The organism is Arenibacter aquaticus (assembly GCF_003957295.1).
In the GTDB taxonomy this organism is placed as follows: domain Bacteria; phylum Bacteroidota; class Bacteroidia; order Flavobacteriales; family Flavobacteriaceae; genus Arenibacter; species Arenibacter aquaticus.
On record NZ_RQPJ01000002.1, the window covers coordinates 586643 to 602813 of the forward strand.

At 40.2% G+C, this 16171-nt stretch carries 15 protein-coding genes; all 15 read left to right on the forward strand.

The annotated features are described in order from the left end of the window. Positions 1 to 5 precede the first annotated feature (5 nt). Positions 6 to 1658, forward strand: coding sequence for a hypothetical protein (locus EHW67_RS05395; protein ID WP_394343581.1), 1653 nt, complete (start codon positions 6 to 8; stop codon positions 1656 to 1658). Continuing rightward, entirely contained in the window at positions 1659 to 2657 is a 999-nt protein-coding gene (locus tag EHW67_RS05400; RefSeq protein ID WP_126161336.1) for a vWA domain-containing protein, read from the forward strand. A 39-nt stretch (positions 2658 to 2696) separates the two neighbouring features. Continuing rightward, positions 2697 to 3734 (forward strand): vWA domain-containing protein, encoded by a 1038-nt coding sequence (locus EHW67_RS05405; protein ID WP_126161337.1) that lies wholly within the window; start codon positions 2697 to 2699, stop codon positions 3732 to 3734. A gap of 10 nt (positions 3735 to 3744) precedes the next feature. Beyond that, positions 3745 to 4614 (forward strand): tetratricopeptide repeat protein, encoded by an 870-nt coding sequence (locus EHW67_RS05410; protein WP_126161338.1) that lies wholly within the window; start codon positions 3745 to 3747, stop codon positions 4612 to 4614. Positions 4615 to 4619: 5 nt separating this feature from the next. Next, a complete protein-coding gene (locus EHW67_RS05415) occupies positions 4620 to 6398 on the forward strand; it encodes a BatD family protein (RefSeq protein ID WP_126161339.1) in 1779 nt (592 codons plus the stop codon). A 3-nt stretch (positions 6399 to 6401) separates the two neighbouring features. Continuing rightward, positions 6402 to 7160: a tetratricopeptide repeat protein gene (locus tag EHW67_RS05420; protein ID WP_126161340.1), complete on the forward strand. Its 759-nt coding sequence runs from the start codon at positions 6402 to 6404 to the stop codon at positions 7158 to 7160. A gap of 58 nt (positions 7161 to 7218) precedes the next feature. Next, positions 7219 to 7515 carry a hypothetical protein gene (locus EHW67_RS05425; protein ID WP_126161341.1) on the forward strand — a complete coding sequence of 99 codons (297 nt, stop codon included), beginning with the start codon at positions 7219 to 7221 and terminating at the stop codon, positions 7513 to 7515. Between the two features lie 78 nt (positions 7516 to 7593). After that, positions 7594 to 9186, forward strand: a complete 1593-nt coding sequence (locus EHW67_RS05430; protein ID WP_126161342.1) for a SulP family inorganic anion transporter — start codon at positions 7594 to 7596, stop codon at positions 9184 to 9186. Beyond that, positions 9186 to 10031, forward strand: coding sequence for a universal stress protein (locus tag EHW67_RS05435; protein ID WP_126161343.1), 846 nt, complete (start codon positions 9186 to 9188; stop codon positions 10029 to 10031). Before EHW67_RS05430 ends, EHW67_RS05435 begins: the two co-directional genes overlap by 1 nt. Positions 10032 to 10046: 15 nt before the next feature. Beyond that, positions 10047 to 10676 (forward strand): carbonic anhydrase family protein, encoded by a 630-nt coding sequence (locus tag EHW67_RS05440; RefSeq protein WP_126161344.1) that lies wholly within the window; start codon positions 10047 to 10049, stop codon positions 10674 to 10676. A 105-nt stretch (positions 10677 to 10781) separates the two neighbouring features. Then, positions 10782 to 12662 carry a SulP family inorganic anion transporter gene (locus EHW67_RS05445; protein WP_126161345.1) on the forward strand — a complete coding sequence of 627 codons (1881 nt, stop codon included), beginning with the start codon at positions 10782 to 10784 and terminating at the stop codon, positions 12660 to 12662. Positions 12663 to 12740: 78 nt separating this feature from the next. Further along, positions 12741 to 13760 carry a phenylalanine--tRNA ligase subunit alpha gene (gene pheS / locus EHW67_RS05450; protein ID WP_126161346.1) on the forward strand — a complete coding sequence of 340 codons (1020 nt, stop codon included), beginning with the start codon at positions 12741 to 12743 and terminating at the stop codon, positions 13758 to 13760. A gap of 137 nt (positions 13761 to 13897) precedes the next feature. After that, entirely contained in the window at positions 13898 to 14293 is a 396-nt protein-coding gene (locus EHW67_RS05455; protein WP_126161347.1) for a hypothetical protein, read from the forward strand. 219 nt (positions 14294 to 14512) lie between these two features. Further along, a complete protein-coding gene (locus EHW67_RS05460) occupies positions 14513 to 15016 on the forward strand; it encodes a GbsR/MarR family transcriptional regulator (protein WP_126161348.1) in 504 nt (167 codons plus the stop codon). A 12-nt stretch (positions 15017 to 15028) separates the two neighbouring features. Beyond that, positions 15029 to 16162, forward strand: a complete 1134-nt coding sequence (locus EHW67_RS05465; RefSeq protein ID WP_126161349.1) for an efflux RND transporter periplasmic adaptor subunit — start codon at positions 15029 to 15031, stop codon at positions 16160 to 16162. Positions 16163 to 16171: the final 9 nt, after the last annotated feature.

The following is a 16171-nucleotide window of genomic DNA, read 5'->3' on the forward strand; positions in this document are numbered from 1 at the left end:
AAATGATGAACTTGAAATTGAGATTAAATACCGGTTGCCTGCAGTTTCTGCACTGTATTACCTTGTGCCTTTTATTTGCTACAACACAGGGTTTTTCCCAAGAAGACCCTATCATTAGATCTGGGGTAGATACCACCTCTATAAGGATAGGTGAACAAATCCAATTTAAGGTAAGCGTAGAAACCGATACCCTGGCACAGGTAATATTTCCAGAGGGGCAAACCTTTTCCCCGTTAGAAACCATAGAGGCCCTAAAGACCGACACCATAAAGGAACAGGATAGGATGACCCTACAAAGAATATACGCCCTGACCCAATTTGATTCGGGCTCCTACACCCTTCCCCAACAACAGGTGATGATTAATGGGAAGCCTTATTTCACTGATTCCCTAAACATTGACGTAGCAACGGTACCCGTAGATACCCTGAAACAGAAGATGTACGATATAAAACCCATTATCAATGTTGAAAAGGCCCATACGGACCTTTGGAAAATTCTTCTTTGGATATTGGGCATAGCCATTATTGCCGCAGCCTTATTATATTGGTTTGTTTTCAGAAAAAAACCATTGAGCGAAGAAGAAAAGGCAGCCTTATTACCTCCTTTTGACCGTGCTATTCTAGGGCTAAAACAATTGGAAAAATCCAAATACCTGATCCAAGACGACTACAAGACCTACTATTCTGAACTTACGGACATAGTACGCTCTTATTTGGAAGAAGATGTACACGTTACCGCTCTTGAAAGCACCACGGAACAGCTGATAGACAAATTGGAAATGATGAAGGATGCGGGACAGTTGAAATTGGATACGGAAACCATACAACAGTTTAAAAAGGTATTGCAGACCTCAGATTTGGTGAAATTTGCCAAATCCAAGCCAGAAACCTCTGTTGCGGAACAGGATAGGAAGTCCGTGGAACAAATTGTAATTAAAACAAAGGAGGCCATTCCAGAGCCCACTGAAGAAGAACTGCTGCAAAAGGCAGAATATCTGGAGGAACTTGAAAGAAAGAAACAAAAGAAAAAAGTTGTTCTAACTGCAGTAGCGGCTGTAGCCCTACTGTTATTGTCCACTGCGGCCGCAATTGGGTATTACGGTTTTGGTTACGTTAAGGATACCGTGTTGGGCCATCCCACAAAAGAACTATTGGAAGGGGATTGGGTACAAAGTGATTATGGATACCCCCCTGTTAGCATACAAACACCAAGGGTACTGCTTCGCCAGCCCGTAAAGTTACCGGCAGAGGCCAAGGCCTCCATAAAGGAAATGCAGGCTTTTGCATACAGGAGCTCTATAGGTCTTTTCAGCATAGGCACCACCTCCATCACCCTGGCACAACCAGAAGAGCCGGATTTTGAAAAGGCTTCGGAACAAATTCTGAAAAATTTTGAGGCACAAGGCGCCAAAAATATTATCACTAAACAAGAAGAATTTACCACTTTAACCGGGGTCAAAGGCGTAAAGTTATACGGGAGTGGCAAATTTAGCATCCCGGGATCGGACGAATTGGTATCAGGAAATTACGCGGTTCTCTTTTTTGGAGGCAAAGGCTTTCAACAAAATGTGATCTTGACCTGGCTAGAGGACGATTCCTATGCCGACCAGATCGTGGAGCGAATATTAAATTCTGTAGAAGTAAAAACGAGCTTATAAATGTTTGAGAATATCTCCTTTGCGAATCCACAGTTTTTCTGGCTGTTATTACTACTGCCAGTGGCCATGCTTTGGTATATCTTTAAAAGAAGGGAACAGTCGGCTTCTTTAAAAATATCCAGTATCAAAGGGTTTTCCAAAGGCGGGATTTTACCCAAGTTAAGACCTGCCCTTTTTGTGATGCGCCTTTTGGCCCTGTCGGCAATTATTGTCGCCATGGCCAGACCACAGACCGAAGACATTTCTACAAGGACCAAAACCACAAAGGGCATTGATATTGTTATGGCCATAGACGTTTCGTCCAGTATGCTTGCCAAAGATTTAAAGCCCTACCGTTTGGCAGCCCTAAAAAAAGTAGCGGCCGATTTTATAAACGAACGCCCCAACGACCGTATAGGATTAGTGGCCTATGCAGGGGAGAGTTATACCAAAACACCCATTACCAGCGATAAGTCTATTGTACTAAGGGCACTTGACGAGATTACCTATGGGCAATTAAATGATGGAACGGCCATAGGAATGGGACTCGCTACTTCAGTAAATAGACTGAAGGAAAGCAAAGCGCTAAGTAAAGTCATTATTCTCCTTACTGATGGTGTAAATAATCAAGGTTTTATAGAGCCTCAGACCGCCGCAGAACTCGCCGTAGAATTTGGGATCAAAACCTACACCATAGGCCTTGGCACCAACGGAAATGCCATGACGCCCATTGCCTATAACGCAGACGGTTCCTTTAGGTATGGTATGCGCGAGGTGGAAATAGAGGAAGACCTTTTAAAATCTATTGCAGCAACTACGGGAGGACAGTATTTTAGGGCCACCAACAACAAAAAACTGGAGGCTATTTATGAAGAAATAAACAAGTTGGAAAAGACGGAAGTAGAGGAATTTAAATATTACAAATACGAGGAAAAATTTAGGCCCTGGGTTTATTTGGCAGGGATCTTACTCCTATTGGAATGGTTACTTAGGAATACCTTATTCAGAAGTTTCATTTAAAGAAGGCTTTCCAATGGATGTACAAATGAAGAAAACAAAATGATTCAATTAGACGAGAAAACATATCTATACCTGTTGTTCATCATTCCTATGATGATAGTCCTTTTTGTACTTCTTCAAATATGGAAAAAAAGAACACAGAAAAAATTTGCAGACCTGAGTCTTTTAAAGCGATTAACCCCGGAGCGATCCAAATTTAAGGCAACCGTTAAACTAATTTTAATACTATTGGGAATAGCCTCGCTTACCTTGGCATTGGCTAATCCGAAAATTGGCACTAAACTGGAAACCGTAAAAAGGGAAGGGGTAGATATTGTCTTTGCCGTTGACGTTTCCAAAAGTATGTTGGCAGAGGATATAGCCCCAAACAGGTTGGAAAAAGCAAAAAGATTGGTATCAGAAATAATAAACCAACTGGCCAGTGATAGGATTGGAATCATAGCCTATGCCGGCCAAGCATTTCCTCAATTGCCCATTACAACCGATTATGGTGCCGCTAAGATGTTCCTGCAAAACATGAACACCGATATGCTTTCTTCCCAAGGAACGGCAATAGACCAGGCCATAGAATTGGCTTCTACCTATTACGATGATGAAGAACAGACCAACCGCGTTCTCTTTATTATTTCTGATGGGGAAGACCATTCTGAGGGGAATACCGCCAATGCCGTAGAGGAAGCTACCAATGAAGGCATAAGAGTTTTCACCATAGGGGTAGGAAAAGCAAAGGGAGCACCCATTCCCCTTAAAAGAAACGGTATAGTTGAAAGCTTAAAGAAGGATAGTAAGGGAGAAGTGGTAATTACCAAACTAAACGAAACAGTACTCCAAGAAATAGCCAACGAAGGCAATGGGGAATATATAAATGGGGAAAATACCGAAGAGGCCGTAGCGATTATTAAGGAGCAACTAAACCAAATGGACAAAAAGGAGTTTGAGGCCAAGCAATTTGCCGAATACAAGGATCAGTTCCAATGGTTTTTGGCCGCAGGGCTTTTATTCTTATTTTTAGACATTTTTGTCCTAGATAGAAAAACAAAATGGCTTAAAAAATTGAATCTATTTAACGAGCAATAAGGGAGCGGACATGAAAAAGATATTATTGATCATTGGTTTATTAGGTTCTGTTGCACAGGCACAGGAGTTGGATAAGGAAAAAGAAAAAGCGGCAAAAATTGCCACCAATTTCACTTGGGAAGGCAACAAAGAGCTTTCCGAAAGCAACTTTGTAAATGCAGAAGCCAATTACCGCAAGGCCATATCCCAGAATGCAGCGAATAGTATTGCCCCCTACAATCTGGGGAATGCGTATTACCAAAATGAAACCTATAGTGAGGCCTTTGGACGTTTTAAACAGGCCGGAGAAAATGCCACTAACAAGGCAGACAAACACAGGGCATACCACAATATGGGCAATGTCTTTATGAAAAACAAAGAGTACCAAAAAGCGGTGGATGCCTATAAGGAAGCCCTGAGAAATGATCCTACGGACGAAGAAACCCGTTATAATCTTGCCCTTGCCAAGGAAATGCTGAAAAAAGAACAGGAACAACAGCAAAACGATCAGAACCAGGACGACAATAAGGATCAAGACGATCAAAAAGATCAAGATCAGAATCAGGATCAGGATCAGGATAAAAAAGACGGGGACAATAAAGAAGATAATAAAGGTGGCGAGGACGAGCAGGATCAAAACAAGGATGAGGGCGACCAAGAAGATAAAGGAGACGAAAAGCAAGAAGAGAATAAAGAGGGTGAAGGAGACAATGAAAATGAACAAGATGACATACCCAACACTGATGATCAACCACAGCAACAACCCCGACCTAATCAACTATCTCCACAGCAGATAAAAAATCTGCTTGAGGCCATGCAGAACGAGGAGAAAAAAGTGCAGGAAAAAATTGACGCCCAAAAAGTTAAAGGCGCCAAAATTAAAAATGAAAAAGATTGGTAAGAAAAGTGAAATATAAAAGATACATATCAATATTTTCGCTATTGTTCTTGGGAATACTATTGCACGCCCAAAACGATGAGACCGTAACCTTTCAAATGAAACTAAGCAAAGAGGTGCTAGGAATCAATGAAAGGCTAAGGGTAGACTTCACCATGAACAGGGATGGCGATAATTTTGTACCTCCAAATTTTGAGGGCTTTAGAGTAGTTATGGGGCCTTCCCAGTCCATTAGTTCATCTTGGGTGAACGGGGTTCGTAGTTTTTCCAAAACCTACAGTTACACCTTGGCACCAACGGCCAGGGGGAAATTCACCATAAATCAAGCAACCATAGTGATCAAAGGGGAAACCTATAAATCACTTCCAAAGGAGGTAGAGGTCACGGCTGCTGTAGACCGGCCCGATGGTGAAAAAACTGCTGATGATGTTGCCGATGAAAGTCTGCACCTAGTTGCCGAAATATCCAAAACCAGTCCCTATCTCAATGAGGCTGTTACAGTGGTTTACAAACTCTACGCCAGTACCTCAATAGATGTCACCAATTTTAGGGCCTTGGACAACCCCAAGTACAACAATTTCTGGAGCCAGGACATCCCGGTAACCAAATATGACGTTCAAAATACCACCTATGATGGAAAGCCCTATAATTCGGTAATTTTAAAAAGAGTGGTCCTCTACCCCCAGAAAACCGGCAAATTGGCAATAGAACCGCTTTCGTTGGACGTCAGCGTACAGGTTCCCACCAATAAACGCGATTTTTTTGGAGGACGAATATTTGCACAAACCAGCAAAACCGTATCGGCCGGTAACAGGACCATTAACGTGAAAGCCTTGCCAACCCAAGGAAAACCCACGGACTTTAGCGGAGCAGTAGGTGATTTTAAATTTTCTGTCACTAGCAGCAAAACCCATTTAAACGCTTCCGAATCCCTACAGGCCAAGGTATCTATTAGCGGAAAGGGGAATTTAAAATTATTTGAAATCCCTAGTTTAAACCTCCCCAGTTCCTTGGAAGTATACGAACCGGAATTCAATGAGAGCGTTAGAACTACCCTCTCCGGTATGGAAGGCAGTGTAAGCGATAGCTATACGGTGGTTCCCACATATAGGGGAAAATACCCCATACCAAGCATAAGTTTTAGCTATTTTAACCCCAAGACCGAGACCTATCAGACCCTAAACTCTGAAGAAATCCTCATCAACGTTTTGGAAGGTCCTACAAGCGGACCATCCAATACTGCCAATTCCAATTCCAGCAACAAACAGATGGTTGTGGCCACAGGAAATCAATTTGTGTTCAACAAGTTAAAGCCCAACCTCACTGCCATTGGACGCCAACATTTTTTTGGAAGCCGCAGTTTTTATCTTTGGTGGCTGCTTCCCCTAATCCTTATACCATTGGCCATTCTTTTTGGAAAGAAAAGGGAAGCCATTGCCAGTGATGTTGAAGGAAATAAAATTAAAAGGGCCAATAGGCTGGCAAGGAAATACCTTTCGGCAGCTAAAAAAGCCCTGGGTTCCAAGGACTCCTTTTATGTGGCACTGGAAAAGGCCTTACACAACTATTTAAAGGCCAAACTAAAAATTGAGACCTCGGAATTCAGCAAGGACAAAATAACGACTTTATTGGCCGAAAAAAATGTAGACCCAACTACCCAGGAAGGTTTTGTTGGATTACTGAAAAATTGTGAAATGGCCAGGTACAGTCCGTTCTCGGATGTACAAATGCAGCAAGATTACAAGAAAGCCAGTGAAGTAATTTCGCAATTGGATAAACAAATTTAAGCCATGCTACGTGTAATAAACATTTTCGTCTATTTGTTCTGTATTTTGGGATTTTCCCAAAACCAAGAACTATTCAACAAGGCCACCACTTATTACAATGAGGGGGAGTACACCAAGGCAGCGGACAACTATTTACAAATATTGGAGAATGGCGAGCATTCGGCCGCACTTTATTTTAATTTGGGCAACACCTATTACAAGCTCAATGATATAGCACCCAGTATATATTATTATGAAAAGGCCCTATTGCTAAAACCCAATGATAAGGACATAAAAAATAATTTGGCCTATGCCCAAAATATGACCTTGGATGCTATTGAGCCTCTTCCCCAAACCAGTTTGGCCAAATTTTACAACAAGCTTACACACTATCTTACTTTTGACCAATTGGCCTATGTAGGCATCGTCTTAATGATGCTATTTGTTGGCTGTTATATAGCCTTTTATTATTTTAAGTTTGCCACCCAAAAACGAATAGCCTTTATTAGCAGCATTATTTTCCTATTGGGCAGTCTTATGGCCGTTTTTTTAGCCTACTTTCAATTTCAAAAGTTTAATTCTGACCAACCAGCCATAGTTTTTGCCGAAGAGGTGAGTATAAAATCGGAACCCAACAACAGGGGTCAGACTGTTTTTAGCTTGCACGCCGGCACTAAAGTCAACATCCTTGAACACTTAAACGACTGGACAAGGATAGGTATTTCGGACGGATCCACGGGTTGGATACCATCTGAGGAAATAAAAAATCTCAAAGATTTTTAATATTTCCTTAACGACTATTAAAACAGTTGGTGTTATATTTGCTGCAATCTTCATTTTTATGAAAGTATTTGCTCGTTTTGTTTTACTTGGTTTTTGGCTATTTGCCATAGTGGCTCCGAGCGCCATAACATTACTGGATAAAGACAATCCGGTTATTGTAACCAACCTTAACGAAGAAGAACAACAAGAAATCCTTAAGAAATCTCCGGTTGAGGAGAAGTTCGTAAATAATGGATATCTTGATTTTTTGTTGATAGCCCTCTCCCAAAAATCTTTGAAGGGACTATACCATCCTATGGGCATCAAAGACTTTTCACTAGAAATTCTCCTACCTCCACCTGAACATATAGGTTAATCTTATCAGTCACATTTTTATTTGATTAACTAATAACCTGTCCTTTCTTATCATTAAGGACAAAACTATTATTTTTATATGTTTAAAACTTTAAAAAGCGACCTTCCTGCAAGTGTCGTAGTATTTTTTGTTGCTTTACCCCTTTGTTTGGGAATTGCATTAGCCAGTGGAGCACCTTTATTTTCCGGTTTAATTGCCGGTATTGTTGGCGGTATCGTTGTTGGAGCACTTAGCGGTTCCAAAATTGGAGTTAGTGGACCTGCAGCCGGATTGGCCGCGATTGTATTAACGGCTATAGGCGCCTTGGGAGGCTATGAAAACTTCCTGGTTGCAGTTGTACTTGGAGGAATCATTCAATTAATATTTGGTATACTCAAGGCTGGAATTATTGGGTATTATTTTCCCTCATCGGTCATAAAAGGTATGCTTACCGGTATTGGAATTATTATCATTTTAAAACAAATCCCTCATTTCTTTGGTTACGACCCAGATCCTGAAGGCGATCTCGCATTTTTTCAGGTAGATGGGGAAAATACCTTTTCAGAAATTTTTAATACCGTAAACAATATCAGCCCTGGGGCAACACTAGTGGCCATCATAGGTTTGTCCATATTATTGTTGTGGGATAAAGTACTTTCCAAAAAAGGTAAGATCTTTCAACTAATCCAAGGACCTTTGGTTGCTGTGGCAATAGGTATCATCTTCTTTGTTCTTACCCAGAACAATACATTTTTGTCCATTTCTTCCGATCACTTGGTAAGTGTGCCGATCCCAGAGGATGCCGCATCATTTTTAGCACAATTCAGCTTCCCCAATTTTTCTGCCATCACCAACCCGGATGTATGGGTCACGGCTTTTACCATAGCATTGGTTGCCAGTCTTGAAACCCTTTTATGTGTAGAGGCTACCGATAAATTGGACCCAGAAAAAAACGTAACGCCTACCAACCGCGAGCTACTTGCCCAAGGGACTGGAAATATAATTTCCGGATTAATTGGAGGGCTTCCAATTACCCAAGTTATTGTAAGAAGTTCTGCCAATATTCAATCTGGCGGAAAATCAAAACTATCGGCTATTATTCATGGTTTTCTACTACTTATATCCGTTATACTAATCCCAACATTGTTGAATAAAATTCCTTTGTCGGTATTAGCCGCTATATTGTTTATAGTTGGTTTTAAATTGGCAAAACCAGCTCTATTCGTTCAAATGTATAAATTGGGATGGAAGCAATTTGTGCCCTTTACGGTAACCGTTGTGGGTATCATATTTACTGATCTACTGGTTGGTATAAGCCTTGGTCTTCTCGTTGGAATAGTAGTAATTCTATTGAAGAACTACCAAAATTCCCATTTTCTGCATATTGAAGATGTAAGCAATGGCAAGCACAAGATAAAAATGACCCTTGCAGAAGAAGTTACCTTCTTTAACAAAGGAGCCATCCTAAAGGAATTGGATAGCCTTCCTCGCGACACTTATTTAGAAATAGATTTGCTCAAGACCAGATATCTTGATATTGATATTATTGAAATTCTGGACGATTTCTCGGTAAAAGCCAAAGAACGCAATATAGATATACAATTGGTCTCAAAACGCGGGGTAGTGGAAAACCCCAATAGTTTTTCCGAATTCTTTAGAACAAGGCCAAAATCAAAACTAAGTCTAAGTTAATGGAACCAGCAAGAAACAAACAGCATATAGCTGTAATCACAGATACGGAGGATGACATGTCATACCTTCTAAAAAGCGCTGTTAGTTTGGCTAAAATGATTAGTGGTGAAATTCAGGTTTTAAGCGTAAAAAAACCCACCCAAGTTATTGGGAAAGGCAATCAATTGTCTGCCATGCGCTCTATAAACCAAAACTATATTCTCACGGACAAACGAATAAAGAACCTTGTCCTTCCCATAATGGAAAAATATGATGTTTCCATCAATTATACCAGTACTTTTGGAAATATAAAAAGTGAAATTGAAAGATACTTGAATGTAAATAAACCTGACATTTTGGTATTGGGAAGACGTAAGAGCAAAGCTTTTAATACGGCTGACGACAGGATTATCAACTTTGTCTTAGGTATATTTGAAGGTACGGTACTAATTGTTTCGCCCAACAAAGGTCTTGAACCTGGCAAAAAGATAGGTATAGGCTCCCTCAACTGTTCCAAGGCGGCCTTTGCCACCTCTTTTACCGAAGACCTCTTTTTTAATGCGAACAGCAGCTTGAAGTCGTTCAATTTATTGGAGAATTCAGATTTGGAACAAGGAATTGGTAATGTTTTAGGACGAAAGACCATCAATTATGTTTTTGATCGCAGTGAGAATACCGTGAAAAAACTTCCCGACTATCTGACAAAAAGCAAAATTGATCTTTTGTTTATGGAAAGAAGAAAAAGGGAAAAAATAAGTCTGTCCAAACCATTAAACACCTATGATATAGTTAGGAATTCTGATATAAATCTTTTAATAATAGGAAAATCACAGACCTATTACAACAACAATTTAAAAATAGCTTAATTTAAATAAATAGATATGAAAGCACATACTAAAGAAACCCAAGCCACAATGACTCCTGAAAAAGCGATGCAGTTTTTAAAGGAGGGCAACCAGCGGTTTCAAGACAACCTGAAGGCCAACAGAAACCTTCTTGAACAAGTAAATGATACTAGTGAGGGACAATTTCCATTCGCTACCATTTTAAGCTGTATAGACTCCAGGGTTTCTGCCGAATTGGTCTTTGACCAAGGTTTGGGTGATATTTTTAGCATTAGAATAGCGGGTAACTTTGTAAACGAGGATATTTTAGGAAGTATGGAGTTTGCTTGCAAACTTGCCGGAACCAAACTAATAGTTGTTCTGGGCCATACAAGCTGTGGTGCCGTTAAAGGGGCATGTGACCACGCAAGATTGGGCAACCTTACCGCCCTTATCAACAAGATTGAGCCAGCAGTGGAAGCAGTTACGGAACCTGCCGATGAGAGTCTGAGAAATTCCAAAAATCTGGAGTTTGTAGATAAAGTTGCCGAGAAGAACGTACATTTAACCATTGAGAATTTACGTAAGCAAAGTCCTGTTTTGGCCGAAATGGAAGAAAATGCAGAAATTAAAGTAGTTGGTGCCATGTACGATGTTTCTAATGGCAAGGTTGTTTTTTACGACTAAACACCTCATATTATAGAAGGTCAATGTAGCAACATTGGCCTTCTAATTACTGAAACCAAGGATTGGTTTCTAGCTTAAACTAAAACGAGTACTAAATTCAATATTATGAAAAATCTATTTTCACATTTTAGAGGAGACCTTTTTGGAGGAATTACCGCTGGTATTGTTGCCCTTCCATTAGCCTTAGCTTTTGGTGTAAGTTCTGGTCTGGGCCCAAGTGCCGGACTTTACGGAGCCATATTCATCAGTTTCTTTGCTGCCCTTTTTGGCGGTACCAATACTCAAATTTCTGGCCCCACGGCTCCAATGACTGCCGTTAGTATGGTAGTCATTGCCGGGATCGTAGCCCTAAATGATGGAAGTATAGAGAAAGCACTTCCCGCCATTCTTCTTGTTTTCTTATTGGCCGGCCTGATGCAAATTGGACTTGGTCTTTTAGGAATTGGCAAGTACATCCGCTATATCCCCTACCCGGTGGTTTCCGGTTTTATGACAGCAATAGGGGTAATTATATTGGTTACTCAAATTCTTCCCGCTGTTGGATATTACCCAAAAGAAGACGTGGATTTTGTATCGCAATACAAACCAATGGCCGAAGAAATCATATTGGAAAATATTTTAAAAGAAGAGGCCGGCGAAGGTATTTTGGTTTTGGAAGATTTTGAAGAAACTATAAAACGTTCCTCAAGCATTACCCAGGACGACGTACTAAAAGAAGCTGCCACCTTGGCTAAAAGTGAGGCTTCAGGGGTTTTTGGGACTATAAAAGTACTTCCCAGGGCCATGCAAAACATTAATTGGCTAGAGCTTATCCTAGCCCTAGCAACAATAGCCATAATTTACGGCTTTAAAAAAATTACAACGGCCATTCCAAGTGCCTTGGTAGCCCTAATTGTTGTCTCTGGTGTGGCATACGGATTTGGACTCAATTACCGCCCTATAGAGGAAATCCCCAGTGGCTTTCCTGTCCCTAACTTGGACATATTCACCGGTTTTCAACTTAATTCGATAACCCCTTATATTTTCACTGCTTTGACCTTGGCCCTTTTAGGAGCTATAGACTCCCTTTTAACCTCCGTTGTAGCGGACAACATGACCAAAACTAAGCATAAGCCCAACAAAGAGCTTGTAGGCCAGGGTATAGGTAACAGTATAGCTGCTATTTTTGGAGGAATTCCCGGAGCCGGTGCCACCATTCGTACCGTAGTAAACATAAATGCAGGGGGCAAGACACGGTTATCAGGGATGATCGCAGGTGTTCTGCTATTGGTAATTCTTCTGGCCTTGGGCCCAATTGCATCGCAAATACCTGCAGCTGTACTAGCCGGTATTTTGGTTACCGTAGGTATAGGTGTAATGGACTACAAAGGCTTAAAAGCCATACCAAGTTTACCTAAAGATGTAAGCCTAGGGCCTATAAAATTGAGTTCTGAAGTAATGATAATGCTTGTGGTACTTGTACTTTCTTCTGTATGGAATTTGGTTTATGCAGTGGGTGTTGGCCTGGTTATAGCCTCCCTAATGTTTATGAAAAAAATGGGCGACCTAACAGCCGAAAGATCGGATGTGAAAACCTTGGTGCATGAAAAGGGATGGGCAGATGAAGCCAATTTTCCACAACATTTAAAGGAAAAAGTATTTATAAAACACATTAAAGGACCTCTTTTCTTTGGTTCTACCAGTGACTTTCAAGTTCTGGCAGACCAGATTCCAAGAACGGCCTCTACGGTTATTATCCGTATGGACCGTATGCAGTACATGGACCAATCCGGTCTCTACACCCTGGAAGATGTTCTTATAGATTTATACAATTCCAATATAGAGGTATTATTGGTAGATGTACTGAATCAGCCACGCTATATGATGGAACGTGTAGATATAATACCCGATCTGATACCAAAAGAACACATTTTTGACACCTTTGATGAGTGTATAAAATACTTGGACCAAAAGAATAATAACCAGAGGGTTGAAGCTTCGGCTTAGGCAGTAAACCAATTTATGATGAAATATGTATTCGGTAATGCCGTAAATATCTTAAATTTGCGGCATTAGCCGAACAACATGATCGATACTATAAAAAATCACATTAGAGAGGTAGAACATTTTACTGCCACCACTAAGGAAGAACTAGAAAGTTTCCGTATAAAATACTTAGGTAAAAAGGGACTTTTAAACGATTTTTTCTCCGAGTTCAAGAATGTACCCAATGAACAAAAAAAGGAATTTGGGCAGATCATAAACCAACTAAAGACCCTTGCCTCCGACAAGGTTACTACCCTAAGGCAGTCACTTGAAAACAACAAGGAAGAAAAGGGCATATACGGGGATTTAACCAGGCCAGGGGAACCCTTACAGCTAGGTACACGACACCCCATTTCCATAGTCAAAAATCAGATAATCGAAATTTTTTCGAGAATAGGCTTCAATGTCTCCGAAGGTCCTGAAATAGAGGATGATTGGCATAATTTTACGGCCTTGAACCTCCCAGAATATCACCCGGCCAGGGACATGCAGGATACTTTTTTTATACAGACGGACCCTGATATTCTACTTCGTACCCACACCTCATCGGTACAGGTACGCTATATGGAAAACAACAAGCCGCCTATACGGACCATTTCTCCGGGCAGGGTGTATAGAAACGAGGCCATATCGGCAAGATCACATTGCTTTTTCCATCAGGTTGAAGGCCTGTACATAGACAAGGATGTATCATTTGCCGATCTTAAACAAACCTTACAATTTTTTACCACCGAGCTTTTTGGTAAATCCAAGATAAGACTTAGACCATCTTACTTCCCCTTTACGGAACCTAGTGCCGAGGTAGACGTATATTGGGGGCTGGAAACCGAAACAGATTACAAGATGACCAAAGGAACCGGTTGGCTTGAAATCATGGGCTGTGGTATGGTAGACCCCAACGTTCTCACCAATTGCGGTATAGATGCCAATGAGTACTCTGGATTTGCCTTTGGAATGGGTATAGACCGAATTGCCCTGTTACTCCATCAAATTTCCGATATTCGCCTTTTAAGTGAAAATGACCTGCGTTTCTTAAATCAGTTCAAGAGTACTTTTTAGGTAACCATCCCTTGCTTCTATGTATTATGGACAAACCGAAATATAAATAATTCAAAGGGTAGGGATATACAACTACTATTGGTACATATTAAATAACCCCCTTAGCTCCTAAGGGGATTCTTAAAAATTGGGTTAAAGTGAAAAAAGATATAGAAATTCCAATCGCAAAAGATGTTCATGTGGCCATTGTACATGAGTGGAATTCAGAATTTTTGGAAAAAAATTGGAACGCCTATATAATCAATGATAGGGACACCATCATTGAGGCTGTGATTGTAGTGTCCAACGGTTATGAAGGCGACAGAAAAACCTCTACTATGCGCCACGGTTTGGGCGACATTCGCGCTAAGGACTTCAAAAAAATAGAAGTATTACAAGAAGATGTTCTGGCCTTTAACAACGAGTTCTTTGTAACTTATTTTGCCGATGACAAGTTATATGAAAAACGATTCTTGTTTAAAAAACATTCCATTAAGGAATCTAATGCCCAATCTCTGCCAGTAATGGACCTTGAAGGCGTTATGACAAAATAGTAAACCCCTCCATATCACATAGATAACACAGCTATTCCCCAGCCCATTACTTCATTGGGCCGAGCGGGATAAAAAAGATAATGCCCTACGCTTTATCTTATTTAACAAAACTTTAATTTCGTTTAGTTCGGATTGTTCAGAACTAACAGGTAAATTTGCATCTTATATTATTGCAAATGGATAAATTATAATTGAAAAACCGCAATAAAATACTTAAAAATGAAACAGAACATCTGCAAGAAAAAAATGGCACTAGTTGAAAAACTGGGCGTTCATTTAGAAGATAGAGAGCAATTGGCCCCTGTTGCAGCACGTATTTTAGCCTATATAATCCTTACGGGGAAAAAAGGATCCACCTTTGAAGACATGGTTACTATACTATGCGCAAGCAAAAGCACTATTTCCACACACCTTAACCATTTACAGGACTTAAACAAAATTCAGTATTTCACCAAGACAGGAGACCGCAAAAAATATTTTATCATCAACAAAGGAATGGTGGTACACCATATAGATAGCATGGTAAATAAATGGAAGGAAGAGCGTGAAATACACTTGGAATTAAAAAATTACAAAGAGACCATAAACAACAATAAAATTGAAAATGAAGATGAAAAATTCGATTTAAGTTTTCACGATGACTACATCAAATTCATAAATGGAGCAATAGCTTCGGTACAGGAATTAAGGACAAAATTAGCCGACAATAAATTCAACATCTAATCTCAAGCAAAAATGAAAAATAATAAATTATATAGCATTCTAGGACTAAGTTTATTCTTGGTAATAGTGAGTTGTGGCAACAAAGAAAAAAACACTGCTGCAGCACAACAAGCAGCCCCTCCTCCTTTTCCCGTGGCTCAAGTGCAACCTAAAACCGTAACGGGATATACAGATTATCCTGCTACTATAGAAGGAGTGGTAAACAGTGATGTAAGAGCAAAAACAACGGGATATATTGAAAAGGTATATGTGGATGAAGGACAAAAAGTAGAAAAGGGACAACTGTTGTTTAGATTAGAAACCCAATCCTTGAGCCAAGATGCAGGAGCGGCAAAGGCACGTGTTAATCTGGCGCAAGTAGAAGTAGATAAATTAATTCCACTTGTAGAAAAAAACATAATCAGTCCTGTACAATTGGAAACAGCCAAAGCAAATTTGGCCCAAGCAAAAGCCAGCTATAGCAGTATAGTGGCAAACATTGGTTACGCAACAATTAAAAGTCCTATAGATGGCTATGTTGGTTCCATAAATTTTAGGGAAGGTACCTTAGTTGGCCCAAGTGACGCAACACCGCTAACTACGGTAAGTGAAATTGACCAGGTATATGCATTTTTTAGTTTTAACGAAGCACAGTACATAGACCATTTACAGCGATCCAAAGGGAAAAGCAAAGCAGAACGCATTAAAAATTCGCCCGATTTAAGCCTGGTATTGGCCAACGGTAAAATTTATTCCGAAAAAGGCCGTATACAAACCAGTACCGGTCAAATAAATCAGAACACCGGTACTATCAAGATTAGGGCTGCCTTTGATAATCCGAACGAAATCTTGACCAATGGAAACAGTGGTAAAATAAGGTTTCCCATAGAATATAAAAACGCAATAGTAGTACCACAATCCGCCACTTATGAGCAACAGGGAAACATTATGATCTTTAAACTTGGCGCAGACAACACAGCGGAAACTACCATTCTAAAAATTAAAGGTACTGTAGATAATTTATATGTGGTAGAATCCGGAGTGGAGGAAACCGATAAAATTATAGTTTCAGGTGTTGGTAAATTAAGAAACGGAATGGCCATTACTCCACAGGAAACTTCTTTTGAAGAAGCCATTGCCCCAGTCGCAACTTTATTCAGAAATTAGGTAAACAAA